The sequence below is a fragment of the Tahibacter amnicola genome (genome assembly GCF_025398735.1).
Classification (GTDB): Bacteria; Pseudomonadota; Gammaproteobacteria; order Xanthomonadales; family Rhodanobacteraceae; genus Tahibacter; species Tahibacter amnicola.
In genome coordinates this window covers 5,945,484-5,968,948 of record NZ_CP104694.1, presented here as the reverse complement: position 1 = coordinate 5,968,948, position 23,465 = coordinate 5,945,484, and the positions used below count along the sequence as shown (strand labels likewise).

At 66.2% G+C, this 23,465-nt stretch carries 22 protein-coding genes; 16 read left to right on the top strand and 6 right to left on the bottom strand.

From position 1 onward, the window contains the following. Positions 1–158: 158 nt before the first annotated feature. The 3 genes from sucC to N4264_RS23580 all read left to right on the top strand — a co-directional run bounded on the left by sucC (position 159) and on the right by N4264_RS23580 (position 3,997). Positions 159–1,319 carry an ADP-forming succinate--CoA ligase subunit beta gene (sucC, locus tag N4264_RS23590; protein ID WP_261694660.1) on the top strand — a complete coding sequence of 387 codons (1,161 nt, stop codon included), beginning with the start codon at positions 159–161 and terminating at the stop codon, positions 1,317–1,319. A gap of 10 nt (positions 1,320–1,329) precedes the next feature. Next, the gene (gene sucD, locus N4264_RS23585; protein ID WP_261694659.1) at positions 1,330–2,202 is read left to right on the top strand and encodes a succinate--CoA ligase subunit alpha; all 873 of its coding nucleotides are present in this window, start codon (positions 1,330–1,332) and stop codon (positions 2,200–2,202) included. 163 nt (positions 2,203–2,365) lie between these two features. Continuing rightward, entirely contained in the window at positions 2,366–3,997 is a 1,632-nt protein-coding gene (locus N4264_RS23580; RefSeq protein ID WP_261694658.1) for an NAD+ synthase, read from the top strand. 27 nt (positions 3,998–4,024) lie between these two features. Here the strand turns inward: N4264_RS23580 and N4264_RS23575 are convergent, their stop codons facing one another. The 4 genes from N4264_RS23575 to N4264_RS23560 form a co-directional block, all read right to left on the bottom strand. Next, the gene (locus N4264_RS23575; protein ID WP_261694657.1) at positions 4,025–4,321 is read right to left on the bottom strand and encodes a hypothetical protein; all 297 of its coding nucleotides are present in this window, start codon (positions 4,319–4,321) and stop codon (positions 4,025–4,027) included. Then, positions 4,291–5,247 (bottom strand): hypothetical protein, encoded by a 957-nt coding sequence (locus N4264_RS23570; protein WP_261694656.1) that lies wholly within the window; start codon positions 5,245–5,247, stop codon positions 4,291–4,293. Before N4264_RS23570 ends, N4264_RS23575 begins: the two co-directional genes overlap by 31 nt. A gap of 151 nt (positions 5,248–5,398) precedes the next feature. After that, the gene (locus N4264_RS23565; protein ID WP_261694655.1) at positions 5,399–5,893 is read right to left on the bottom strand and encodes a hypothetical protein; all 495 of its coding nucleotides are present in this window, start codon (positions 5,891–5,893) and stop codon (positions 5,399–5,401) included. Positions 5,894–6,146: 253 nt separating this feature from the next. Then, positions 6,147–6,965 (bottom strand): outer membrane protein assembly factor BamD, encoded by an 819-nt coding sequence (locus N4264_RS23560; RefSeq protein ID WP_261694654.1) that lies wholly within the window; start codon positions 6,963–6,965, stop codon positions 6,147–6,149. A gap of 82 nt (positions 6,966–7,047) precedes the next feature. On the opposite strand from N4264_RS23560, the gene rluD reads away from it, so the two are divergent. Together rluD and pgeF are read left to right on the top strand one after the other, a co-directional pair. Next, complete coding sequence (rluD, locus tag N4264_RS23555) at positions 7,048–8,043, top strand: 23S rRNA pseudouridine(1911/1915/1917) synthase RluD (protein ID WP_261694653.1); 996 nt, start codon at positions 7,048–7,050, stop codon at positions 8,041–8,043. Next, entirely contained in the window at positions 8,040–9,371 is a 1,332-nt protein-coding gene (pgeF, locus tag N4264_RS25725) for a peptidoglycan editing factor PgeF (protein ID WP_343231976.1), read from the top strand. The genes rluD and pgeF overlap by 4 nt, the downstream gene beginning before the upstream one ends. On the opposite strand, the gene N4264_RS23540 is transcribed toward pgeF, so the two are convergent. Beyond that, positions 9,363–10,526: a saccharopine dehydrogenase family protein gene (locus N4264_RS23540; protein ID WP_261694652.1), complete on the bottom strand. Its 1,164-nt coding sequence runs from the start codon at positions 10,524–10,526 to the stop codon at positions 9,363–9,365. The two genes, pgeF and N4264_RS23540, sit on opposite strands and share 9 nt — an antisense overlap. A gap of 169 nt (positions 10,527–10,695) precedes the next feature. Between N4264_RS23540 and clpB the strand changes: the two genes are divergently transcribed. The 5 genes from clpB to N4264_RS23515 all read left to right on the top strand — a co-directional run bounded on the left by clpB (position 10,696) and on the right by N4264_RS23515 (position 16,997). After that, positions 10,696–13,302, top strand: coding sequence for an ATP-dependent chaperone ClpB (clpB, locus tag N4264_RS23535; RefSeq protein ID WP_261697688.1), 2,607 nt, complete (start codon positions 10,696–10,698; stop codon positions 13,300–13,302). A 121-nt stretch (positions 13,303–13,423) separates the two neighbouring features. After that, complete coding sequence (locus N4264_RS23530) at positions 13,424–13,792, top strand: FmdB family zinc ribbon protein (RefSeq protein WP_261694651.1); 369 nt, start codon at positions 13,424–13,426, stop codon at positions 13,790–13,792. 47 nt (positions 13,793–13,839) lie between these two features. Further along, on the top strand, positions 13,840–14,394 hold the full coding sequence (locus N4264_RS23525) for a DUF3011 domain-containing protein (RefSeq protein WP_261694650.1): 555 nt from the start codon (positions 13,840–13,842) through the stop codon (positions 14,392–14,394). A 134-nt stretch (positions 14,395–14,528) separates the two neighbouring features. Continuing rightward, complete coding sequence (gene aspS, locus N4264_RS23520; protein ID WP_261694649.1) at positions 14,529–16,301, top strand: aspartate--tRNA ligase; 1,773 nt, start codon at positions 14,529–14,531, stop codon at positions 16,299–16,301. Between the two features lie 72 nt (positions 16,302–16,373). After that, a complete protein-coding gene (locus N4264_RS23515) occupies positions 16,374–16,997 on the top strand; it encodes an esterase/lipase family protein (protein WP_261694648.1) in 624 nt (207 codons plus the stop codon). A 47-nt stretch (positions 16,998–17,044) separates the two neighbouring features. Here the strand turns inward: N4264_RS23515 and N4264_RS23510 are convergent, their stop codons facing one another. After that, on the bottom strand, positions 17,045–17,722 hold the full coding sequence (locus tag N4264_RS23510) for a choice-of-anchor J domain-containing protein (RefSeq protein WP_261694647.1): 678 nt from the start codon (positions 17,720–17,722) through the stop codon (positions 17,045–17,047). 204 nt (positions 17,723–17,926) lie between these two features. Between N4264_RS23510 and N4264_RS23505 the strand changes: the two genes are divergently transcribed. The 6 genes from N4264_RS23505 to ybgC all read left to right on the top strand — a co-directional run bounded on the left by N4264_RS23505 (position 17,927) and on the right by ybgC (position 23,463). Next, on the top strand, positions 17,927–18,667 hold the full coding sequence (locus N4264_RS23505; RefSeq protein WP_261694646.1) for a YebC/PmpR family DNA-binding transcriptional regulator: 741 nt from the start codon (positions 17,927–17,929) through the stop codon (positions 18,665–18,667). A 26-nt stretch (positions 18,668–18,693) separates the two neighbouring features. Beyond that, positions 18,694–19,272, top strand: coding sequence for a crossover junction endodeoxyribonuclease RuvC (ruvC, locus tag N4264_RS23500; RefSeq protein WP_261694645.1), 579 nt, complete (start codon positions 18,694–18,696; stop codon positions 19,270–19,272). Then, positions 19,269–19,865: a Holliday junction branch migration protein RuvA gene (gene ruvA / locus N4264_RS23495; protein ID WP_261694644.1), complete on the top strand. Its 597-nt coding sequence runs from the start codon at positions 19,269–19,271 to the stop codon at positions 19,863–19,865. Before ruvC ends, ruvA begins: the two co-directional genes overlap by 4 nt. Before the next feature lie 45 nt (positions 19,866–19,910). Then, on the top strand, positions 19,911–21,794 hold the full coding sequence (locus N4264_RS23490; protein WP_261694643.1) for a potassium transporter Kup: 1,884 nt from the start codon (positions 19,911–19,913) through the stop codon (positions 21,792–21,794). Positions 21,795–21,893: 99 nt separating this feature from the next. Beyond that, positions 21,894–22,934, top strand: coding sequence for a Holliday junction branch migration DNA helicase RuvB (gene ruvB, locus N4264_RS23485; protein ID WP_261694642.1), 1,041 nt, complete (start codon positions 21,894–21,896; stop codon positions 22,932–22,934). A 121-nt stretch (positions 22,935–23,055) separates the two neighbouring features. Then, positions 23,056–23,463: a tol-pal system-associated acyl-CoA thioesterase gene (gene ybgC / locus N4264_RS23480; RefSeq protein ID WP_261694641.1), complete on the top strand. Its 408-nt coding sequence runs from the start codon at positions 23,056–23,058 to the stop codon at positions 23,461–23,463. The last annotated feature ends 2 nt before the right edge of the window (positions 23,464–23,465 follow it).

Genomic DNA, 23,465 nt, shown 5'->3' with positions numbered 1-23,465 from the left:
CCCGGCCCTTTCTCCAGAATACGCGCCGATTCTGCCTCCGGGGCGCCGTTCGCGTGCGCCGCCAACTGTCAAGGAAAGTGCCGCCAAGGCTGACGCATCCGCGCCGGCGGCGGGCTCTCCGCCCCAAAGATCCGTTTTCATTCCCGCAAGGTGTTCGCATGAACTTCCACGAGTACCAGGCCAAAGAATTGTTCGCCGAGTACGGCATTGCCGTCCCGGCCGGCCGTGTTGCCGCTACGCCGGACGCTGCTGTCGAAGCCGCCAAGGCATTGGGTGGCGAACAATGGATGGTCAAGGCTCAGATCCACGCCGGTGGCCGCGGCAAGGCCGGTGGCGTCAAATTCTGCAAGTCGCTGGACGAGGTCAAGGCCGCGGCCGCCGGCATGCTCGGCCGCAACATGGAGACCTACCAGTCCGCCGGTCGCGCGCTGCCGGTGAACCTGGTGCTGGTCTCCGAGGCCAACGACATCGTCAAGGAACTCTACCTGTCGGTGCTGGTGGACCGCTCGACCAAGTCGGTCACCTTCATCGCCTCGTCCGAGGGCGGCGTCGAGATCGAAAAGGTCGCCGAAGAAACCCCGGAAGCCATCCAGACCCTCGACGTCAACTTCGTCCAGGGCCTGCAGCCGTACCAGTGCCGCAAGCTCGGTTTCGCGCTGGGCCTGTCGGCCAAGCACGTCACCCAGCTCACCAAGATGATGATGGGCCTGTACAAGCTCTTCAACGAGCAGGATCTGGCCCTCGTCGAGCTCAATCCGCTGGCCATCGTCGGCTCGGGCGACCTGATGGCGCTGGACGGCAAGGTCAATTCCGACGACAACGCCGAGTTCCGTCATCCCAGGCTCGCCGCCATGCGCGACGAGTCGCAGGAAGACGCCGCCGAAGCGGTCGCGGTGAAGCACAACCTCAACTACGTCACCATGGACGGCAACATCGGCTGCATGGTCAACGGCGCGGGCCTGGCCATGGCCACGATGGACGTGATCAAGCTGGCCGGCGGTGAGCCGGCGAACTTCCTCGACGTCGGCGGCGGCGCCACCAAGGAGCGCGTCGCCGAAGCGTTCAAGCTGATCCTCTCCTCCGACAAGGTGCAGGCCATCCTGGTCAACATCTTCGGTGGCATCGTCCGCTGCGACATGATCGCCGAAGGCATCATCGCCGCGGTGAAGGAAGTGGGCGTGAAGATCCCGGTCGTCGTCCGCCTGGAAGGCACCAATGTGGAAAAGGGTCGCGAACTGCTTTCCAACAGCGGCCTGAAGATCACCCCGGCGACTGACCTCAACGATGCGGCGCAGAAAGCCGTCGCGGCCGTAGCGTAAGGAATCGACCATGAGCGTTTTGATCAACAAGAACACCAAGGTCATCTGCCAGGGCTTCACCGGCCAGCAGGGCACCTTCCACTCCGAACAGGCCGTCGACTACGGCACGCGTCTGGTCGGCGGCGTGACTCCCGGCAAGGGCGGCACGCAGCACATCGGGCTGCCAGTCTTCAATACCGTGCAGGACGCGGTCGACGAAACCGGCGCCGATGCGTCGATGATCTTCGTGCCGCCGCCGTTCGCGGCCGATGCCATCCTGGAAGCCGCCGATGCCGGCATCAAGGTCATCGTGGCGATCACCGAGGGTATTCCGGTGCTGGACATGCTGCGCGTGAAGAACGCGCTCAAGGCCTATCCGGATACGGTGCTGATCGGGCCGAACTGCCCGGGCGTGATCACGCCGGGCGAGTGCAAGATCGGCATCATGCCGGGCCACATCCACAAGCCGGGCAAGGTCGGCATCGTGTCCCGTTCGGGCACCTTGACCTATGAAGCCGTGTTCCAGACGACCAACGCGGGCCTGGGCCAGTCCACCTGCATCGGCATCGGCGGCGATCCGATCAACGGCCTGAACTTCATCGACTGCCTGCGCCTGTTCCAGGACGATCCGCAGACCGAGGGCATCATCATGGTCGGCGAGATCGGCGGCAGCGCCGAAGAGGAAGCCGCGGAATTCATCGCCGAGTACGTCACCAAGCCGGTCGTCGCGTTCATCGCCGGCGCCTCGGCCCCGGCGGGCAAGCGCATGGGTCATGCCGGTGCGATCATCTCCGGTGGCAAGGGCACGGCGGCCGCGAAGTTTGCGGCGCTGGAAAAGGCGGGCGTCACCACGGTGAAATCGCCGGCTGACCTGGGCAAGACCCTGGTCGCGCGCATGTCGTAATTGCGCATCGGCCGGCTGGACTGGCCAGATGCATCCGAGGCCGCGGCGCAATCCGCGGCCTTTTTTCTGTCCGGGTTGCCAGGCACCGCATTCCATGGCCTGCACTTCAACCGCGGGGGCGCAGCGCCTATCATTTCCGGCCTGATCCTGGAAAAGGCCGGTCATGCCCGCTCTCCGCATTGCCCTGGCGCAGTTTGATTTCCCTGTCGGCGCGGTTCATCGCAACGAGCAACGCATCATCGAGCTGATCGCCCAGGCGCGCGACAGCCACGGCGCCGAGGTGGTGCTGTTCCCCGAGCTGGCGCTGAGCGGCTATCCGCCGGAAGACCTGCTGTACCGTCCCGGCTTCCTGGCCGAATGCACCGCGGCGCTGCAGCGCGTTGCGGCGACGGTGCAGGGCATCGTTGCCGTGGTGGGCTGGCCCGAGGCGGCTGGCTCCGTGGTCTACAACGCCGTCAGCGTGCTGCGTGAAGGGGTGGTCGAACGCACCTACCGCAAGCGCGAGCTGCCGAACTACGCAGTGTTTGACGAACGGCGCTATTTCGAAGTGGACCCCGACGGCGAACCCTGCGTATTCGAGGTGAGCGGCGTGCAGGTGGGCGTGGTGATCTGCGAAGACCTCTGGTTTGCCGAGCCCCTGGCCGATTGCGTGCGTGCCGGAGCGCAGGTGGTGCTGGTGCCCAATGCCTCGCCTTTCGAGCGCGACAAGCACGCCCAGCGCGACGCTCTGCTGGCCGCGCGCGTGGCCGAATCGAACGTGGCGCTGGCCTATCTCAACGTGGTTGGCGGCCAGGATGCGCTCGTCTTCGACGGTGCCTCCGTGCTGGCCGATGCGGATGGTCATGTCCATCCGGCCGCCGCGGCCTTTGAAGATCACTGGCTGGTGGCCGATTACGATGTCGCGACACGGCGCTTCACGCCACGGGACTGGCCGTGCGAAACCGACGAGAGCCGCGACGCGCTGGCGTGGCGCGCCATCGTGCGCGGCACTCGCGACTATTGCCTGAAAAACGGCTTTGAGCGTGTGTGGATCGGACTTTCGGGGGGCATCGATTCGGCGCTGGTGCTGTGCATTGCCGTGGACGCACTCGGTGCCGACAAGGTCACCGGCGTGCGCCTGCCTTCGCGCTATACCTCGGACCTGAGCAACGATCTGGCCGACGAGCAGGCGCGTGCGCTTGGCGTAAAGATCATCGGCGTGCCGATCGAGGCCCCGTTCCTGGGTTTTCTCGATGCGCTTGCCCCGCAGTTCGCAGGTGCGGCTGTCGACACGACCGAGGAGAACCTCCAGTCGCGCTGCCGCGGCGTGATCCTGATGGCGCTCAGCAACAAATTCGGCGGTCTGCTGCTCACCACGGGCAACAAGAGTGAGTATGCCGTCGGCTACGCGACGATTTACGGCGACATGTGCGGTGGCTACGCGCCGATCAAGGATTTGTATAAAACAGAAGTGTTTGCACTGGCGCGCTGGCGCAACGCGATGGCTGGTTCGCCGGTGATACCGCCGGCCGTCATCACGCGTCCGCCCTCGGCGGAACTGCGCGAAAACCAGACCGACCAGGATTCCCTGCCGCCCTACGACGTGCTCGATGCGATCCTGTTGCGCCACGTCGACCAGGAGCAGTCCCGCGACGAGATCGTGAATGCCGGATTCGACGCCGCCACGGTGGATCGCGTGCTGCGCCTGGTGCGTATCGCCGAATGGAAGCGCCAGCAGTCCGCACCGGGACCGAAGGTGTCGCGTCGCGCATTCGGTCGCGAGCGTCGCTATCCGATCACTTCCGGCTGGCGCTGACAGATCGCAGGGGCACGCAACGGCATGTCACTCCATGCTGCTTGAAAAAAGGGACACTTCCGGTTGTGAAATCGTCAGCATGGCCCGTCCGCTGGTGCCCACGCCCTCGACGAACCAGTGGACGCCCTGGATCTGGATGTCCTGGGCAGGCAAAGGGCTGCTGAAAAGCCCCAGGCTGATCGCACAGGTGAAATAGCGGTCCAGTGGGATGGCGTAGTGCCGCGGCGGCTGAGAGGGTGTCAGTGCCGCCAGCGTGATGCCACAGGCCTGCACCAGGGCAAGTCCGGCGGACATCAGTGCCAGCTCGGCGCCTGGATAGAACATGCTGTCGGCAACCGGCCAGTTCCAGCGCGCCGCGCCGGGCGCGCGCTGCCCGGCATCCAGTGAGCCCACGCCGAACAGGTCGATGAAAAGCATGTGCGGCATGCCGTTCCAGGACGCGAGTGCAAACACACCGGCGTGTAAGCCCGGCGTCGCCGCCGTGCAGATATCGCTGCTGCCGGGACGGCACCCGGGGGTGCATAGTGGGTAATTGCCGCATCGAAGTGCACGGTGGCACGGCCGGACTGGCCGGCGCGGAGGGTTCCCATGGGCATTGCGTCACCGCGGCCGGCCTGGGAGCCCAGTGACAGGAAGGGTACGCTGAACCGGTTGCCGCCGATGGCGGCACAGGCGATCTGGCGCGCGCCCAGGTCGACGCTGATCTTGGCTACCCGTCCCGTCGTGCCAAAAAGCGGTTCCGTGCCTGCGCGAAACACCGCGCTGGACGTCGGGTCGGCCAGCGAGTACACCCGGTGGGAAAGGCCCGGCGGGCCTTCGTTGCACTGGTCGAAGGACGGATCGTCATTGGCGTGGATCACCCAGTAGGTTGCGCCCGCACCCGGCGAGGCGAGTGCAGGGCTGTCGGCGAATTCGCGGCATCCCCGCCAGGAAAGCGCGCTGGGCGTCGCGTCGCCGCCACAGGCCGCGCGTGTCTGCAGCGCACCGCTCCAGGCGTCGCCGCGCCGGCCGGGGCAGGCGGCGAAGCTGCTGGCCGCGTCAAACAGGCAGCCCTCGATGCCGGCCTGGTCATAGGGCAGTGACAGGGGCAGCACAGCGGTGCCGCGTCCGGCTTCGTAGTCGGTGCGCAGGTGCCCGGCGTGCATTCCGGCGTCGGATGCCCGCGCCAGGGCCGGCGCGACAGCGATGCCACACAGGAGCACGGTGGCCAGCCGCTGCCGGTATGCGAGGAACGGAATGACAGAACGCACGGGTTACCACTTCCGGCAGGGACAACGGTGTATCGGGCAACGACGTTTCCGGGTGCCAGTATCCCCCGTCCTGAACCGTGCCGGCCTGCGCCGGCACTGTTCGGTCACCGCGTGATGGCTCCCTCGGCGCGAGTGCGGAACCGCACGACGACTATTCCACCGAGAACGCCTGCAGTGTGACAGGCACGCGGCCGAAGTCGATGGTGTACTGGCCGCAACCGCCGGTGCCGGGACTGCTGGTGATCACGACGTAATAGGTGCCGGCAGCGGTGGGGGCCGCCATGGTTTCATTGGCGCCTGCGCCGTTGCTGGCGGCAACGTCCGTGCACGTGACGCCACCACCGCAGCTTCCCGTCATGTAGAGAATCGCCGGATCCCAGGTAGGCGTGGTGGTCGTCAGGGTAATCGCCGAGGTCGGGACATTTTCGATCGTTGCACGGTAGACCACGTCGTTCTCGGGCGAATTGAACGAGCCGCACAGGGTGCCCAGCTGATTGGATTCGGTGCACGTATTGCCAGTGGCGATGTGCTGTTGGGGGCCGATGGCGGGCACCGTCAGCGGCGAGGCGCACGACTGGGCCTGAGCGAGACCGGTGGTCATGACGCCCATCAGGGCGGCCAGCAGAACAGGGGCAATGCATTTCATGGAAACGTCCTGTCAGGTGGAAAGGCGGGATCATCGGCCAGCCCGCACGGCGACGCCGCTGACGCGGCACCCGGCGCGCGCAGGCCGGTGACCGTTCCAACGTATTGGCGTGGTGTCCCCCCCACCCGCCAGCAGACGAGGACGACGGTGAACACGCCCGCGTCGGCGGGCTCTGGCTGGCACCGGGCAAAAAAAACCGGTCGTTGTGCGACCGGTTTTTCGTTGCTGCTGCAGGTTTCGGGCCCGTCCGCGATCAGCCGCGATCGGTGAACGGAATCAGGCGCTTCCACTTGTGGCGCTTGGGCGGGAAGTCGCCCTTGAGGTAGGGGTGTTCCGGGTAGTTCAGTTCCAGCACGCGACGGGCGTCGGCGCTGAGCTTGTCCTGGCCCAGCTTGCCATAGGCTTCGGCCATCACCGCGAGGGCGTCGCCGGCCTGCGGAGTGCGCTGGTACACCTCGACGATCTTCTCGGCGCGATTGGCAGCCGCCACATAGGCGCGGTGGCGCAGGTAGAACAGGGCGATGCCGATCTCGGCCCGGGCCATGTTGTTGCGCAGGTAGATCATGCGCTGGCGGGAATCGGGCACGTAGCGGCTATCCGGATAGCGCTTGATCAATTCGCCGAAATCTTCGAACGATTGCAGCGAGAAACCCTGGTCGCGCCGCGCCTGGTCGCGGGTGACGTAGCGCTCGAGCAGCCCGGCGGAACGGTCGAAATTGATCAGCCCGCGCAGGTAATAGGCGTAATCGATGTGCTTGTGGGTCGGGTAGGTCTTGATGAAGCGGTTGACCGAGGAATAGGCCTCTTCTTCCTTGTGGTCCTTGTACTGGGCGTAGGCCAGTTCCAGTTGGGACTGCTCGGTGTACGCACCGAACGGGAAGCGCGCGATCAGGCGCTCATAGGTCTTGATGGCGCGGTCGAGGTTGTTGTTCTGGAGGGATTTCTTGGCCAGCGCGTAGACCTCGTCCACCGGCAGCGTTTCGACAGGATCGCCCTTCTTCGTGCGGGAGCAGGCAGCGGTGGCCAGCACCAGGGCCAGGAAAATCAAGCGGATCAGGGCGGAAACTCGCATGGTACGGCCACGCTCTGCGAAAATGCGGGCCGCGATCATAGCCGAAAGTATTGCGCCCCGCCCCGGCGAGCCCTAATCCCGCATGAATGACCAGAACCCCGCATTGACCCAGAATATCCCGCTGAACCTGGCCGGCCGCCGCTTCGACCAGGTACTGGCCGAGCTGTTTCCCGACTATTCCCGCTCCCGCCTGTCCGCCTGGATCAAGTCCGGCGACGCCCTGCTCGACGGCGAGGTGGTCGCGCCGCGACACCTGGTCAAAGGGGGCGAGCACATCACCCTCACGGCGGTCGCCTCGCAGGAGGTGCCGATGGCACCCGAGGCGATCGAACTGGACATCCGCTTCCAGGACAAGGACGTACTGGTCATCAACAAACCGGTGGGGCTGGTGGTGCATCCCGGCGCCGGCAACCCCGCTGGAACGCTGCAGAACGCGCTGCTGCACTTCGATCCGGCCCTCGTCGAGATCCCCCGCGCCGGCATCGTGCACCGCCTGGACAAGGACACCTCGGGACTGATGGTGATTGCCCGCACCCTGCGCGCCCATACCTCGCTCGTGGAGCAGCTGTCGGAGCGGGCCATGCACCGACAGTACGAGGCCCTGGTCATGGGGCCCATGATTGCCGGTGGCAGCGTCGATGCGCCGATCGGGCGCCATCCGAAGGACCGCGTAAAGCAGGCCATCGTCGAGGAACCCGCGGGGCGCCCGGCGGTAACCCACTACCGGGTCCGCGAACGCTTTCGCGCGCACACCCTGGTGCAGTGCAACCTGGAAACCGGGCGTACCCACCAGATCCGCGTGCACATGTCCCATATCCGGCATCCGCTGGTGGGTGACACGCTCTATGGCGGTGGCGTGAAGCTGCCCAAGGCCGCGACGCCGGAACTGGCCGAGGCCCTGCGCGGCTTCAAGCGCCAGGCCCTGCATGCCGAACGGCTGGAGTTTGCCCATCCGAAGTCCGGCAAGCCGGTGGCCGTCGAGGCCGAGCGGCCGGAGGACATGGCCCGCCTGATCGCCGCGCTGCGCGAGGACACCCGCGCCAACGCACCGGCCGATTCGGCGCGATCTCGTCGATGACACCACCTGATGGCTTCCTGGTTCCCGTCTGGGGCGCGCCGCCCGGTGTCCGCGCGGCGGTCACCACGCGCCTGTTGCCGGGGGTTTCGCGGGCGCCCCACGAGCATTTCAACCTGGGTACGCGCTGCGGTGACAATCCCGAGGACGTCGCAGCCAATCGCGACCGCCTGCTGCCCTGGCTCGGATTGGCCTCGCATCCGGTCTGGCTGCGCCAGGTTCATGGGGTCGACGTGTTCGTGGCCGAGGAGCCCGGCGTCGCGGGCCGGCCGCATACCGAAGATCCCGTGGCCGATGCCGTGTTTACGCGCCAGCCCGGCGTCGTCTGCGCGATCCAGACGGCCGATTGCCTGCCGCTCCTGATTGCCAGTGACGACGGCCGCGAAGTGGCCGCGGTGCACGCGGGGTGGCGGGGATTGGCGGCCGGCGTCATCGAGGCGACCGTCGCGCGGTTCTCCGTGCCGCCGTCGCGCCTTCGAGTATGGCTGGGGCCGGCCATTGCCGCCGCCAGCTACGAAGTGGGCGACGAGGTGCGCCAGGCGTTTCTGGCCGAGGACGCCGGTGCCGGTGCCGCGTTCGAGCCCACCCGGCCCGGCCACTGGCTCTGCGATCTCTACCAGCTTGCCCGGCGGCGCCTCGTGCGACGGGGCGTCGAAGCCATTGCGGGCGGCGGTCTGGATACCTTCACCGATGACCGTTTCTATTCGCACCGGCGGGGGCGTCCGACGGGGCGGTTCGCCACGCTGATCTGGATCGATCCGGCCGCATCGGCGACGGCATCTTCTGCGGCACCGGGCGACGCGCCGCTCCTGTTTCCCCGTTTGATCGGTCCGGCATTCGAATCATTGCCCGGCACCGTGCGCACCCTCCATACCCGCACCGGCCCGCAGCGGTACCGCGGTCAGGCCACGATTCGACGGGGGCGCAGCCTGCTGTCCCGCCTGTGCGCCTGGGCCACGGGGCTGCCACCGGCACTGGCCGACGCGCCGCTGGAGGTGGAGATCGACGCTTCGGCCGGGCGCGAGACGTGGACGCGCTGGTTTGGCCCGCACCGGATGCAGTCACGTTTGCGCAATGCCGGCGGACTGCTGGGCGAGCGCCTGGGATTGGTGCATTTCCGGTTTCATCTGGCCGTGGACGCGGGAAGCATCACCTGGACGGTGGTCGGTGTGCGCGCCCTGGGCGTGCCGCTTCCGGCGGCGTGGTTTCGCGGTGTATGGGCGCGCGAATGTGAGCAGGACGGCCGCTATCGGTTCGAAGTCGCGGCAGCACTGCCGCTGGCCGGCGAGCTGGTGCACTACCAGGGCTGGCTCACGGTGCCTTCAGTCTGAGCTGGCCGGATCGGATTGCGACCAGGTCGATGTCACGGCGAATCCCGCCAGGGATGCTTCGCATTCGGCCAGATCGAACAGGTCCAGGCAGGCGCGCGCGCCGACCGGCAGGGCGGCGCCGCGCGCCAGCTTCTCGGTGATGACCACGGCCGGCGTTGCCGGGATCTGGGGACCATCGCCGGCGCAGGCGACGATTTGCCAGCAAAGCCGTGCCCGGGCACCGTGCGCGTCCTGGCCGACCACTTCCACATGCATGGCGCCGTCCGCGCTGCCAGCGCCCAGAAACCACTCGCTCGCGCGTTTGAGAGCCAGCGCGTGCCGTTCCAGATGACGAACCAGGCCGGAGCGAACCAGCCAGGACAGCGCCCACAGACCGAAATGGAGCCGCCGCAGCTCGAGTCCGGCGCGGAAACTCAAGACCCTGAGCGTGGGGTAGCGCAGGGGAAATAAGGCAAGGTCTGGCACGTCGCAGGCGCCCATCCAGCGCGGGCCGACGGGTGCCGGATAGCGCCAGCGCTGCTGCGACTGCCAGCCGCGTACGACATGCCGACGTCCTTGCCGCAGCCAGGGCAGCGGCCGGCCGACGTAACTGAGGATCGCCGCCACCGTGGCCAACCCGCGGGGGGTCTGGTTGCCCGGGCTGATGCCGATATGGACCTCATCAATGCGGGCAAGGCGGCATGCGGCCGCATCGACGACGACGCCACTGAGCGCTGGAACGCTGCTGGCGCCGGTGACGGCCAGCTTGCCCTGGTCACGCGCCAAGGCGTCGAGCGCATCGAAATGGGCGACGTAGTCGCGCGCGTCGGCCAGGTCGATGTAGTGCGCACCGGCCGTGATGACGGTTTCAGCGACCGTGTGATCCTGTCCCTGGAACGGGCCGCCCGTATGGATCACGACGTGCGGACGATGTTGCTGAAGCAGAAGTGGAAACGTATCCGACTGGATATCGCAGCGCGCGGCCGTCAGCAATGCGCACGATGGCGTGCGTTCCCTGAGCAGCTGGCAAAGGGCCTCGGCCCTGGCGGCATCGCGTCCGACGATGACCAGCTCCCAGTCCGGATGACGGGCCAGCCGGCCGGCGATATGGCTGCCGAACAGCCCGTAGCCGCCCAGGATCATGACGCGGAACGCCGGTTGCGTCGGATTTGCCACAGATCAAGTTTCCACTCGGACCGGGGACGCAGTATGAGGGCAGATGGCTGCGGACATCGGCGTGCGTCAACGCATGCCGTTGAATGTGCCGGTTGAAACGGACGCGGCGGACCGCACATCGGCGGCAACTCCGGTCCGTTCGGACCTTTCCCTGTTTGAAGGTGAACTCATGCGCATGGACAAGCTCACATCGCGTTTCCAGCAGGCTTTGGCGGACGCGCAGAGCCTGGCTGTCGGCCGCGACAACAATATTCTCGAACCGGTCCACGTGATGGTCGCGCTGCTCGATCAGCAGGGCGGCTCGACCGCACCCCTCCTGGCCCAGGCGAAGGTGAACGTGCCCGCCTTCCGCACGCGCATTGCCGAGGCCCTGCAGGCCCTGCCGCAGGTGAAGGGCCAGGAAGGTCACGTCAACATTTCCTCCGAGCTCAACCGCATTCTCAACCTGACCGACAAACTGGCCCAGCAGCGCGGCGACCAGTTCATCGCCAGCGAGCTGTTCGTCCTCGCGGCGCTGGAAGACAAGGGCAGCCTCGGCGCGGCGCTGAAGGCGGCCGGCGCGAGCAAGGCGGCGCTGGAGGCCGCAATCGACGCGATGCGCGGCGGCGAGCGCGTGCAGTCCGAGGGTGCGGAGGAACAGCGGCAGGCCCTGGAGAAGTACTGCGTCGACCTCACGGCGCGCGCCGAGGCCGGCAAGCTCGATCCGGTCATCGGCCGCGACGAGGAAATCCGCCGCACGATCCAGGTACTGCAGCGCCGGACCAAGAACAATCCCGTGCTGATCGGCGAGCCGGGCGTGGGCAAGACCGCCATCGTCGAAGGGCTCGCCCAGCGCATCATCAACAACGAAGTGCCGGAAGGGCTGCGCGACCGTCGCGTCCTTGCTCTGGACATGGGCGCCCTGATCGCCGGCGCGAAGTTCCGCGGTGAATTCGAGGAACGGCTCAAGGCCGTGCTCAAGGATCTTTCCAAGCAGGAAGGCCGCGTCATCCTCTTCATCGACGAATTGCACACGATGGTCGGTGCCGGCAAGGCCGAAGGTGCCATGGATGCGGGCAACATGCTCAAGCCGGCGCTGGCGCGCGGCGAGCTGCACTGCATCGGCGCGACCACGCTGGATGAATACCGCAAATACGTCGAGAAGGATGCGGCGCTGGAACGCCGCTTCCAGAAAGTACTGGTCGGCGAGCCCTCGGTGGAAGACACCATCGCCATCCTGCGTGGCCTGAAGGAGCGCTACGCCGTGCATCACGGTGTGGAAATCACCGATCCGGCGGTCGTTGCCGCCGCGACGCTGTCGCACCGCTATATCGCCGACCGCCAGCTTCCCGACAAGGCCATCGACCTGATGGACGAGGCCGCGTCGCGCATCCGCATGGAAATTGATTCCAAGCCCGAGGAGATGGATCGGCGCGAACGGCGCCTGATCCAGCTGAAGATCCAGCGCGAGGCGCTCAAGAAGGAAAAGGATTCCGAATCGAAGAAGCGCCTGGCGGACCTGGAATCGGAGATCGCCGTGCTGGAGCGCGAGTACTCCGATCTGGAAGAAGTATGGAAATCGGAAAAAGCCACATTGCAGGGCGCCACCCGTATCAAGGAGCAGATCGAACAGGCGCGTCTGGAGCTGGAGGCCGCGCAGCGCCGGCAGGATTTCGCGCGCATGAGCGAAATCCAGTACGGCCAGTTGCCGGAGCTGGAAAAGCACCTCAAGGCGGCGCAGGAGGCGGAGACCCGCGGCTTCAAGCTGCTGCAGGACCGCGTCACGGCGGAGGAAATCGCCCAGGTCGTCGCGCGCTGGACCGGCATTCCCGTGTCCAAGATGCTCGAAGGTGAGCGCGACAAGCTGCTACGCATGGAGGACGAGCTGCATCGGCGCGTGGTTGGTCAGGGGGAAGCGGTGCGCGCGGTGAGCGATGCGATCCGTCGCGCCCGGGCGGGGTTGTCGGACCCGAATCGTCCTTCCGGCTCGTTCCTGTTCCTGGGGCCCACTGGTGTCGGCAAGACCGAACTGTGCAAGGCACTGGCCGACTTCCTGTTCGATTCCACCGACGCAATGGTGCGTATCGACATGTCCGAATTCATGGAGAAACACGCGGTTTCGCGCCTGATCGGTGCGCCGCCGGGCTATGTGGGCTACGAGGAAGGCGGCTACCTCACCGAGGCGGTACGCCGCCGGCCCTACAGCGTCATCCTGCTCGACGAAGTGGAAAAAGCCCACCCGGACGTGTTCAACGTGCTGCTCCAGGTGCTGGACGACGGCCGCCTGACGGACGGCCAGGGGCGCACGGTGGACTTCCGCAACACGGTGATCGTGCTGACCTCCAACCTCGGCTCGCAGCTCATCCAGGAGGCGGCCGGCATCGGCGGGGAAGAGGGCTATCTTCAGATCAAGGCCGCGGTGATGGGCGTCGTGCAGGCGCAGTTCCGGCCCGAATTCATCAACCGGCTGGATGAGATCGTCGTGTTCCGTCCGCTGGAGCAGGCGCAGATCCGCGCCATTGCCCGGATCCAGACCGCCGGCCTGGCCAAGCGGCTGGCCGAACGGCAGCTGCGGCTGGAAATCTCGGACGCCGCGCTGGACCTCCTGGGCACGGTCGGTTTCGATCCGGTCTATGGCGCCCGGCCGCTCAAGCGGGCGATCCAGCACCAGCTGGAGAACCCGCTGGCCCGCCAGATTCTGGAGGGACGGTTCCACGCCGGGGACGTCATCCGGGTGGATGTGGTGGCCGGGCAGCTGGAATTCCGGCGCTCCGGACCGGCCGCGGCGGCGGCCTGAGCGGTCCGGCGGCCGCCCCTGGCCGACCGCCGCGCTTGAAATGCGCGGCGGTGGCCTCACAATGCGCGCCGGACGGGGTCGGCTGCGGCCGGCCCGGGATGAACTTCAGGGTTTTGTTGCCATGCCTATCTACGAATTTGAATGTGCCGACTGCGGCAACCGCTTTGACCGCCTCCAGAAGCTGTCGGACCCCGATCCGACGGACTGCCCCAGCTGCACCCGGCCGTCGGTTCAGCGCCGCGTGACGGCGCCGGCCTTCCGGCTGGCTGGTGGCGGCTGGTACGAAACTGACTTCAAGAAGGACGGCGACAAGAAGCGCAACCTCGCCAGCAATGACGGCGGGAGCCCGGCCAGCACCGGCGATTCGGGCGGGGTGCTTGCTCGCCCGCCGGGTGCGACAAACCCGCCTGCGCGAGCACGAACTGATTCCGGCGGAGCCCGCTGCGACGCGCGTCACCCGCCTATTGGCCACGGGGTCGTATTTCGTTAAGGATAGCGATACGTACACTACGACCGTTCGGCCAAAGGAGAGGTGACATGATCGCGCGTACGCTTGCCCTGGCAGCACTGGTAGTGGGATCGGCGTTCAGTCCGGGCCAGGTCAAGGCCCAGGGCTATGCTCCGGATTCCATCGAGTGCTACAGCCGGGATTACCGTTACAACCGTTGTGAGGTGGACTGGCGCGATGCGCGACTGGTCCGGCAGCTTTCCGGCAGCCGCTGCGTCCGCGGCGAAACCTGGGGCATCAACGAGCGCGGCCTCTGGGTCGACCAGGGTTGCGCCGGCCTGTTCGAGGAAGCCGGGCGTCGCCGCCGTCGCGACTACGACGACGACCGCGGCGATCATCATGGCGGCGGCTGGCGTCCGGGCCACGGCTGGGACCAGGACATCCGCCTGCGCTGTGACAGTAACGACTTCCGCTACCAGCTGTGCCAGGTGGACGTCGGTCGGGGCGGCCGGGTCTATATCGAGCAGCAGATTTCCAACACGCGTTGTGTAGAGGGCCGCAACTGGGGCTACCACCGCGCCGGTGTCTGGGTGGACGGCGGTTGTGCCGCCATTTTCAAGATCGAACGTCGCTGGCGCGACTGATCAATACCGCCACGGTATCCCTGAAGCCCGCCGCATAGGCGGGCTTCTTGTTTGCAGCGCACCAATTTCCTCCGTAGGATTCGGCGTTTCTCGCCGCGGCAACGCGGATTCACGCCCCTTTCGGAGTTGTACGCATGCGCAGCCACTACTGCGGCCTCGTGGATGAGGCCCTGACCGGACAAACCGTTACCCTTTGTGGCTGGGCCGACACGGTCCGGGACCACGGCAACGTCGTCTTCATCGACCTTCGCGACCACGAAGGCGTGGTCCAGGCCGTGATCGAATGCGACAACGCCGATTCGTTCAAGACTGCGCAAAGTGTCCGTTATGAATTCTGCCTGCGTATCGTCGGCAAGGTGCGTGGGCGCCCGGCCTCGCAGATCAACGACAAGTTGCGGTCGGGCCGGATCGAGGTGGTGGCCGAATCGATCGAGGTGCTGAACGCGTCTGCGCCGCTGCCCTTCATGCTGGACGACAACGTCGGCGAAGACGCGCGCCTGCGCTATCGCTATCTGGATATCCGCCGGCCGGACATGCAGCGCAAGCTGCGTATGCGCACGCGCCTGGTGTCGGCGCTGCGGCATTACCTGGACGCGCGCGGCTTTCAGGATATCGAAACCCCGATTCTCACCAAGGCGACGCCCGAAGGCGCGCGTGACTACCTGGTGCCCAGCCGCGTGCATCCGGGCGAGTTCTTCGCCCTGCCGCAGTCCCCCCAGCTGTTCAAGCAGCTGCTGATGATGGCGGGCATGGACCGCTACTACCAGATCGCCCGCTGCTTCCGCGATGAAGACCTCCGCGCCGACCGCCAGCCGGAATTCACCCAGCTGGATATGGAATTCGCCTTCGTCGGCGAGCGTGACGTGCAGGATTTCGTCGAAGGCATGATCCGTCACGTGTTCAAGGAAGTCGTCGGCGTCGACCTGGCTGATCCGTTCCCGCGCATGACCTACGAAGAGGCGATGCGCCGCTACGGTTCCGACAAGCCTGATCTGCGTATCGACCTGGAACTGGTCGACGTTGCCGATGCGGTACGCAATGCCGAGTTCAAGGTGTTTTCCGGCCCGGCCAACGATCCGGGCGGCCGCGTCGCGGCGCTGCGCCTGCCCAAGGGCGCGGAGCTCACGCGCAAGCAGCTCGACGACTACGGCATCTACGTGCAGAAGTACGGCGCCAAGGGCCTGGCATGGATCCGCGTGGATGACCTGGCCAAGGGGCGCGACGGCCTCACCGGTCCGATCGTGAAGTACCTCGACGACCAGGCGATCGACGGCATCTTCAAGGCGGTTGGCGCGCAGACCGGCGACGTGCTGTTCTTCGGCGCCGGCCCGGCCAAGGTGGTGGCGGATGTCCTGGGCGCGCTGCGCCTGAAGGTCGGTCGTGACATGGGCCTGGTGCAGGAAGGCTGGCGCCCGCTGTGGGTGGTCGATTTCCCCATGTTCGAATACGACTTCGACGCCAAGCGCTACGTCGCGCTGCATCACCCTTTCACGGCGCCGAAGGTCGACGATGTGTCCGACCTCACCGCCAACGCTGCGAACGCGGTGTCGCGCGGCTACGACATGGTGCTCAACGGCAATGAGATCGGCGGTGGTTCGATCCGTATCCATCGCCCGGAGATGCAGAGCCGCGTGTTTGACCTCCTGGGCATCGGCGCGGAAGAGGCCGAGCAGAAATTCGGCTTCCTGCTCGATGCGCTCAAGTTCGGCGCGCCGCCGCACGGTGGCATTGCGTTCGGCATCGACCGCATCTCGGCGTTGATGGCAGGTACCGAATCCATCCGCGACGTCATCGCCTTCCCGAAGACGGCCAGTGCCCAGTGCCTGATGACCTCCGCGCCGTCGACGGTGCCCGAGCCACAGCTGCAGGAACTGCACGTGCGCGTGGTAAAGCCGGTCAAGGGCTGATCCGTCGTCGCATGAATGGCGACCGGGATGTGCGGGCCCTTGCCCAACGCACATCCCGGCGCGGAGTTTGTCATGGCCGCTGAGCACGTGATCCTGATCCACGGCGTATGGATGCGCGGATTTACCTTGTCCGCGTTGCGTCGCCGCCTGGAGGCATCGGGGTATACAACAGAACTTTTTGAATATGCCAGCGTGACGGGCCGCGCCACGTCCAGCGCGGCGCGCCTGGCCGATCGCATGCGCCGGCATGACGCGGCCGCTGTCCATCTGGTCGGGCACAGCCTGGGCGGCCTGATGGCTTTGCAGGCGGTGCGGCAGGGTGGTGAGCTTCCACCGGGGCGGGTGGTCTGCCTGGGATCACCGCTCAAGGGCAGTGCGGCTGCGCGGGGGGTCTCCCGTTGGCCGGGCGGATCGCAATTGCTCGGCCGCAGCCTCGACCTGTTGCGGGAGGGGCTGGACGAATGGCGCGGCGAGCGGGCTGTCGGCGTGATCGCCGGGTCGCTGCCGTTCGGGCTTGGCGTCGTCATCGGCCTGCCCAAGCCGAACGACGGTACCGTCAGCGTGGAGGAGACGCGCCTGGCTGGTATCGCCGATCACCGCGAGCTGCCGGTGACCCACACGGGCATGCTGTTCTCCTCGGCCGTCGCACGCATGACGGCGCACTTCCTGCGCGACGCCAACTTCGGGCCGGCCTGACGCCCCCGGCGCAAGGCCGGAGCGGCGGGAACATCAGCAGCTCGCGGTCATTCCACCGAGAACGATTGCAGTGACACTGGCGTGGTGTCGGTCAGGTTGACTGTGTCCAGGCCGATGATGTCGGAGTTGGCGCCCGTAGGGCCGCCGCTGGTGACCCAGTAGCGGAATGCGATGGCGCCGGTGTTGGTGCCGGCCGGCAGGCCCGTCAGCGTGGCCGAGAACTGGGTGTAGCTTTCCGGATAGTTTGCCGCGCCCACGCCGAGCGTGGGGTTGACCGTGAGCAGCAGCGTGGTGAACTGACCCACGTCGCCCGCGCCGCTGCCGGTGCTGCCCGTGGCGGTGCAGCCTTCGCCCACGCACAGCCGCACTTCCAGGCGATCGGCGTATTCCGAGCCTTCGGCCTTGGTCGTGTAGAACGTCAGCACGTTGCCGTTCTGCAGGCCGGTCAGCTGTGGCGTCAGCAGCCAGCCGCTGATATCGCCATCGGCGGCCTCGCAGCGGAAGTTGGCCAGCATCTGCCCGCTGCCCGCCTGGGACGCGAACAGTTCGATGTCACCCGCCTGGTTCCAGCAATTGGCGTTGTCGCCCACTGTGGTGCTCTGGTTGCGGGCCTGCCAGCCTTCCGGCAGGCCTTCGGCGTCAAAGCCTTCGGTCAGTTGCTGCGCGAGCAGCGGTCCCGAAACGCACAGTGAAAACACGGCAGACGCCATGAAACGGAATTTCATTCAAGCTCCCAGGTGGTCGTTTGGCACGGAAAGGGCGCGAAACATAACCGAACCTGACTGGGATTGAAATAATGCGGACGTTTCCTGGGAAAATTGATTCCAGGTGTGCTAGCGAGCCGGCTGGTAGCAGGGAATTCCTGCGGCGCGTAACAGCTACTCTGGTACGATCCGCGCTTTTCGGGGTTGGCGTTCCACTGCTGCGCTATGGCCGGACATTCCAAGTGGGCGAACATCCAGCACCGCAAGGGCGCTCAGGACGCCAAGCGCGGCAAGATCTTCACCAAGGTGATCCGCGAGATCACCACGGCTGCCCGCGCCGGCGGCGGAGATCCGTCCGGCAATCCCCGGCTGCGCATGGCGATCGACAAGGGTCTTGCCGTCAACATGACCAAGGACTCCATCGAACGCGCGATCAAGAAGGCCATCGGTGAACTTGAAGGTGCCGCCTACGACGAGGTGCGCTACGAGGGCTACGCGCCCGGCGGCGTCGCGGTCATCGTCGATTGCATGACCGACAACCGCAATCGCACCGTCGCTGACGTGCGTCATGCCTTTGCCAAGTTCGGCGGCAATCTCGGGACAGATGGCTCGGTCAGTTTCCTGTTTCACAAGCGCGGCGTGCTTTCCTACGCCCCTGGCGTTTCGGAAGACCGCGCGATGGAACTGGCCCTCGATGCAGGGGCGGATGATGTCCTCGTCCATCCGGACGATGCCTCGATCGAGATCATCACCGCGCCCGAGGCCTTCGAGGCGGTGAGGCAGGCCATGCTCGACGGCGGCCTCGCCCCTGACCACGCCGAGATCGTGTTTCGCGCCGATACCGTCATCCAGGTGACTGGCGACGCGGCGCGGGCGGTCGCGAAAATGCTCGACTGGCTGGAAGATCTCGACGATGTCCAGAATGTCTGCACCAATGCGGATCTGCCGGCCGACGCCTATGAATGAGCGTGCGCCGCGATGAGCCTGGCCCGATGAGTATCGTCATTCCGGGTATCCGGGGCAGGGCGCCGGCGGCGCCGCTGGCCGAGCCGGTGCGTGTTCTGGGTATCGACCCCGGTTCGCAGCGAACTGGCGTGGGCATCATTGATGTCGACGCGACAGGGCGCTCCCGTCATGTCTTTCATGCCACCCTGAGTCTGACGGCGAACGAGAATTTTGCCCTGCGCCTCAAGCAGATCTTCGATGAGCTGGGTGAGATCATCCAGATGCACCAGCCGCAGGAGGTGGCGATCGAGCGGGTGTTCATGGCCAAGAACGCCGACTCGGCGCTCAAGCTCGGCCAGGCGCGCGGGGCCGCGATCTGTGCGGTCGTTCACCGCGGGCTGGCGGTCAACGAGTACGCCGCCAAGGAAATCAAACAGGCGGTCGTGGGCGGTGGCGGCGCGGACAAGACCCAGATCCAGCACATGGTGGGTGTATTGCTGCAATTGCCGGGTAAGATCCAGGCCGACGCGGCGGACGCGCTGGCCATAGCCCTGGCTCATGCGCACACCCGCTCGACCATGCATCGAATCGGCATACCGCGTACCGCATGGAGGCGCAGGCGATGATCGGCAGACTCAAGGGCGTACTGGTTTCCAAGCAGCCGCCCTGGTTGCTGGTGGATGTGAACGGCGTCGGCTACGAGCTGGAGGCACCGATGTCCACTTTTTACGATCTTCCCGAAACCGGCCGGGAGGTGACGCTGTGCGTGCACTACGCCGTCAAGGAAGATGCCGTGAACCTCTACGGTTTCCTGCGCGAAGCCGAGCGCAGCCTGTTCCGCACGGTACAGAAGGTGAGCGGCATCGGTGCGAAGATCGCCCTGGCCGTGCTCAGCGGCGTGACGGTCGAGGAGTTTGCCCGACTGGTGCAGACCGGCGATATCGCCGCGCTCACGCGCATCCCGGGTATCGGCAAGAAAACCGCCGAACGCATGGTGGTTGAGCTGCGTGACCGGGTCGACGGCATCGGCGGCCCCGTGGCGATCGGTCTGCCGGTCGGTGGCGCGGTTGCGCACGACCCCGTGGCCGAGGCGACGGTCGCGCTGCAGCAACTGGGCTACAAGCCGGCCGAAGTGACCCGACTGGTAAAAGACGCCGCGGCGCCCGGCGATACGTCCGAAGCCATCATCCGCAAGGCGCTCCGCGCTGCCTTGCGCTGATCTTTCCTTCCCTCGCCGCGACTATCGCGCAACCTTGTGACGACCATGACCACTGGCGATTCGAACGACCATTCCAAGAAACTCATTGCTGTCGCCCTCGGCGCAGTGGGCGTGGTCTACGGTGACATCGGCACCAGCCCGCTCTACACGATGAAGGAAACCTTCGGTGCGCACGGCGTCGCCGTGACGCCGGGCAACGTGCTGGGCGTCCTGTCGCTGATTTTCTGGGCGCAGATTCTCGTCGTGTCGGTCAAGTACGCCACCTTCATCATGGCAGCCGACAACAAGGGCGAGGGCGGCATCATGGCGCTGACGGCCCTGGCGCATCGCGGCGTTCAGTCGAGTGCCCGGGCGCGCTGGTGGATTGTCGTACTGGGCTTGTTCGGCGCCGCGCTTTTCTTCGGCGACAGCGTGATCACGCCCGCCATCTCGGTGCTCAGTGCGGTGGAAGGCCTCAAGGTGGCCGCTCCTGCACTGGGGCACTACGTGGTGCCGGTCTCGGTGGTCGTGCTGCTGATCCTGTTTTCGTTCCAGCGCCGAGGGACGGCCAAGGTCGGCACCGTCTTCGGGCCGATCATGGCGCTCTGGTTCGTGACGATCGCGGTGCTGGGCCTGCTGCAGGTTTTCAAGACGCCGCAGGTCGTGATGGCGCTCAACCCGATGTACGCCGTGCAGTTTTTCCTGGACAACGGAAAAGCGGCCTTTTTCGCGCTGAGTACGGTAATCCTTGCGCTGACCGGCGCCGAGGCCCTGTATGCCGACATGGGGCATTTCGGCAAGAAGCCGATCCGCCGTGCCTGGTTCGCCTTCGTGCTGCCGGCACTGACGATCAACTACATGGGGCAGGGCGCGCTGTTGCTGGCCGATCCGGAGGCCGCCACCAATCCGTTCTACCTGCTGGTCCCGGCACCGCTGCTGTATCCGATGATCGCTCTGGCTACGGTGTCGGCGGTGATTGCGTCGCAGGCTGTGATTTCCGGCGCGTTCTCGGTCACGCGCCAGGCGATCCAGCTGGGCTACCTGCCGCGCATGGAGATCACGCATACCTCGCGCGAGACGATCGGCCAGATCTACCTGCCCTGGATCAACCGGCTGTTGCTGGTGCTGACGCTGGCGGTGGTGATCGGCTTCCGTTCGTCGACGCAGCTGGCCGCGGCCTATGGCATCGCCGTGATCGGAACGATGGCGATCGATACCGTGCTGGTGGTGATCGTTGCGCGGCGCATCTGGGGCTGGCAGCGGCACAACGTGGCCCTGCTGGGCGCGCTGTTCCTCGCGGTGGATTTCGCCTTCCTGGGTGCCAATGCCGACAAGATCGAACACGGCGGCTGGTTCCCGCTGGTGCTGGGCGTGGTCGTGTTCACCGTCATGACGACCTGGCGGCGCGGCCGCGACCTCGTCCTGCGCGAGCTCAGGCAGGGTGGCCTCGCCCTCAAGCCGTTCGTCGAGACCATCACCGACCACCCGCCGCTGCGCGTGCCAGGCACCGCGGTATTCCTTACCGCCCAGCTGGACGCCGTGCCGCATGCGTTGCTGCACAACCTCAAGCACAACAAGGTGCTGCACGAGCGCAACGTCATGCTTACCGTCGAGTGGCTGGAGACGCCTACCGCCGAACCGGAGGAGCGTATCGAGATGGTGCCGATGGATAACGGCTTCTATCAGCTGACCCTGCGCTACGGCTTTGCCGAAGATCCCGACGTGCCGGACATGCTGTCGCGCTGCGGTTCCGCGGGGCTGGAGTTCGACATGATGGACACGACCTTCTTCCTGAGTCGTGAAAGCATCGTCGCGACCGACCGCCCCGGCATGCCGCTGTGGCGCGACAAGCTGTTCGCGTTCCTGCAACGCAATGCCATGTCAGCCACGGCGTTCTTCCAGATTCCGGGCAACCGCCTGGTCGAGCTGGGTACGCAAATCGAAATCTGAGTGCTGTCCCGTGCGCTGCGCGCCGGCGGCGTGCCATGGGTCCGGTCGTCGAGGTGACTTCCGGGCCATAATAGTTCGCCTGTACCGCCGGGTCCGCCCATGAACGAACATCGCGTAGTCACGCCAGCTGCCAGTCGCGAAGACGATGCGCTGGAAGCCAGCATCCGGCCGCAACGCCTGCATGACTATCTCGGCCAGCAGGCGGCACGCGAGCAGCTGGGCATCTATATCGAGGCAGCGACGCGGCGCGGCGAAGCGCTCGATCACGTGCTGATCTTCGGGCCGCCCGGTCTTGGCAAGACGACGCTCTCGCACGTGATCGCCAACGAAATGGGCGTGAACCTGCGCACCACCTCGGGCCCGGTGATCGAGCGCGCCGGCGACCTGGCGGCATTGCTGACCAATCTGCAGCCGCGCGACGTGCTGTTCGTGGATGAAATCCACCGCCTGTCGCCGGTGGTCGAGGAAGTGCTCTACCCGGCGATGGAAGACTTCCAGATCGACATCATGATCGGCGAGGGGCCCGCCGCACGCTCGATCAAGCTGGATCTGCCGCCCTTCACGTTGATCGGTGCGACGACGCGTGCGGGTCTGCTGACCAGCCCTCTGCGCGACCGCTTCGGTATTGTGCAACGACTGGAATTTTATACGCCGGAGGAGCTGACGGCGATCGTGCGCCGCTCGGCGCGAATTCTCGACATTGCCTGTGATCCCGCCGGTGCGGCGGAGATCGCCCGGCGTTCGCGCGGTACGCCACGTATCGCCAATCGGCTCCTGCGCCGTGCGCGCGACTACGCCCAGGTGCGGGGCGACGGCATGATCACGCTGGCGACCGCCCAGGCCGCGATGGAAATGCTCAAGGTGGACCCGGAAGGTTTTGATGCCCTCGACCGGCGGCTCCTGCGCACGATCATGGAGAGTTTCGATGGCGGCCCCGTCGGTGCCGAGTCACTGGCTGCCGCGCTCTCGGAAGAGCGGGGCACGATCGAAGACGTGCTCGAGCCTTACCTGATCCAGCAGGGCTTCCTGATCCGCACCGCGCGCGGGCGCATGGTGACGTCCAAGGCCTACCAGCATTTCGGCCTGAAGCCGCCGCGTCGCCCCGATGCGCCCGGCGATCTGTTCGACCCGGTCCCATGAGCGCGGAACAGGGCTGGTCCGGCGGCGCCGGGACGCGCCGGAAATCCGTGTTGATTCTCGTTCAGCCCCGGGCAGGTAGCCTCCCCGACCGGGAAGCAGCACCAGCCAGGAGGGTGGCAGCGTGTCCGTGACGGAATTTTCTTGGCCCATAAGGGTTTACTGGGAAGACACCGATGCCGGCGGCGTCACCTACCACGCCAGCTACCTGCGTTTCCTGGAGCGCGCCCGCAGCGAATTCCTGCGCGCACGAGGGATTGAGCAGGAGCGCCTGCGCGCCGACAATAGCGTGGTTTTCGTGGTGCGCGACCTGACGATCGGCTTTCTCAAGCCGGCCCGGCTCGATGATGTGCTGCGTGTCACCGTGGCATTGACCGAGCGCCGGGGCGCCAGCCTGGTGTTCCAGCAACAGATCCTGCGAGAGGCCGACGCCAGTCTGCTGGTCCAGGCGCGCGTGCGCGCTGCCTGCCTCGATGCGATCCGTTTCCGGCCGCGCCCCATTCCTGACGATTTGTTTGTGGAGACACCCTGAGC

Coding starts and splice junctions, on each gene's coding strand:
- sucC (WP_261694660.1), top strand. CDS start 159: ATGAACTTCCACGAGTACCAGGCCAAAGAATTGTTCGCCGAGTACGGC.
- sucD (WP_261694659.1), top strand. CDS start 1,330: ATGAGCGTTTTGATCAACAAGAACACCAAGGTCATCTGCCAGGGCTTC.
- N4264_RS23580 (WP_261694658.1), top strand. CDS start 2,366: ATGCCCGCTCTCCGCATTGCCCTGGCGCAGTTTGATTTCCCTGTCGGC.
- N4264_RS23575 (WP_261694657.1), bottom strand. CDS start 4,321: ATGTTCTATCCAGGCGCCGAGCTGGCACTGATGTCCGCCGGACTTGCC.
- N4264_RS23565 (WP_261694655.1), bottom strand. CDS start 5,893: ATGAAATGCATTGCCCCTGTTCTGCTGGCCGCCCTGATGGGCGTCATG.
- N4264_RS23560 (WP_261694654.1), bottom strand. CDS start 6,965: ATGCGAGTTTCCGCCCTGATCCGCTTGATTTTCCTGGCCCTGGTGCTG.
- rluD (WP_261694653.1), top strand. CDS start 7,048: ATGAATGACCAGAACCCCGCATTGACCCAGAATATCCCGCTGAACCTG.
- pgeF (WP_343231976.1), top strand. CDS start 8,040: ATGACACCACCTGATGGCTTCCTGGTTCCCGTCTGGGGCGCGCCGCCC.
- clpB (WP_261697688.1), top strand. CDS start 10,696: ATGCGCATGGACAAGCTCACATCGCGTTTCCAGCAGGCTTTGGCGGAC.
- N4264_RS23530 (WP_261694651.1), top strand. CDS start 13,424: ATGCCTATCTACGAATTTGAATGTGCCGACTGCGGCAACCGCTTTGAC.
- N4264_RS23525 (WP_261694650.1), top strand. CDS start 13,840: ATGATCGCGCGTACGCTTGCCCTGGCAGCACTGGTAGTGGGATCGGCG.
- aspS (WP_261694649.1), top strand. CDS start 14,529: ATGCGCAGCCACTACTGCGGCCTCGTGGATGAGGCCCTGACCGGACAA.
- N4264_RS23515 (WP_261694648.1), top strand. CDS start 16,374: ATGGCCGCTGAGCACGTGATCCTGATCCACGGCGTATGGATGCGCGGA.
- N4264_RS23510 (WP_261694647.1), bottom strand. CDS start 17,722: ATGAAATTCCGTTTCATGGCGTCTGCCGTGTTTTCACTGTGCGTTTCG.
- N4264_RS23505 (WP_261694646.1), top strand. CDS start 17,927: ATGGCCGGACATTCCAAGTGGGCGAACATCCAGCACCGCAAGGGCGCT.
- ruvC (WP_261694645.1), top strand. CDS start 18,694: ATGAGTATCGTCATTCCGGGTATCCGGGGCAGGGCGCCGGCGGCGCCG.
- ruvA (WP_261694644.1), top strand. CDS start 19,269: ATGATCGGCAGACTCAAGGGCGTACTGGTTTCCAAGCAGCCGCCCTGG.
- N4264_RS23490 (WP_261694643.1), top strand. CDS start 19,911: ATGACCACTGGCGATTCGAACGACCATTCCAAGAAACTCATTGCTGTC.
- ruvB (WP_261694642.1), top strand. CDS start 21,894: ATGAACGAACATCGCGTAGTCACGCCAGCTGCCAGTCGCGAAGACGAT.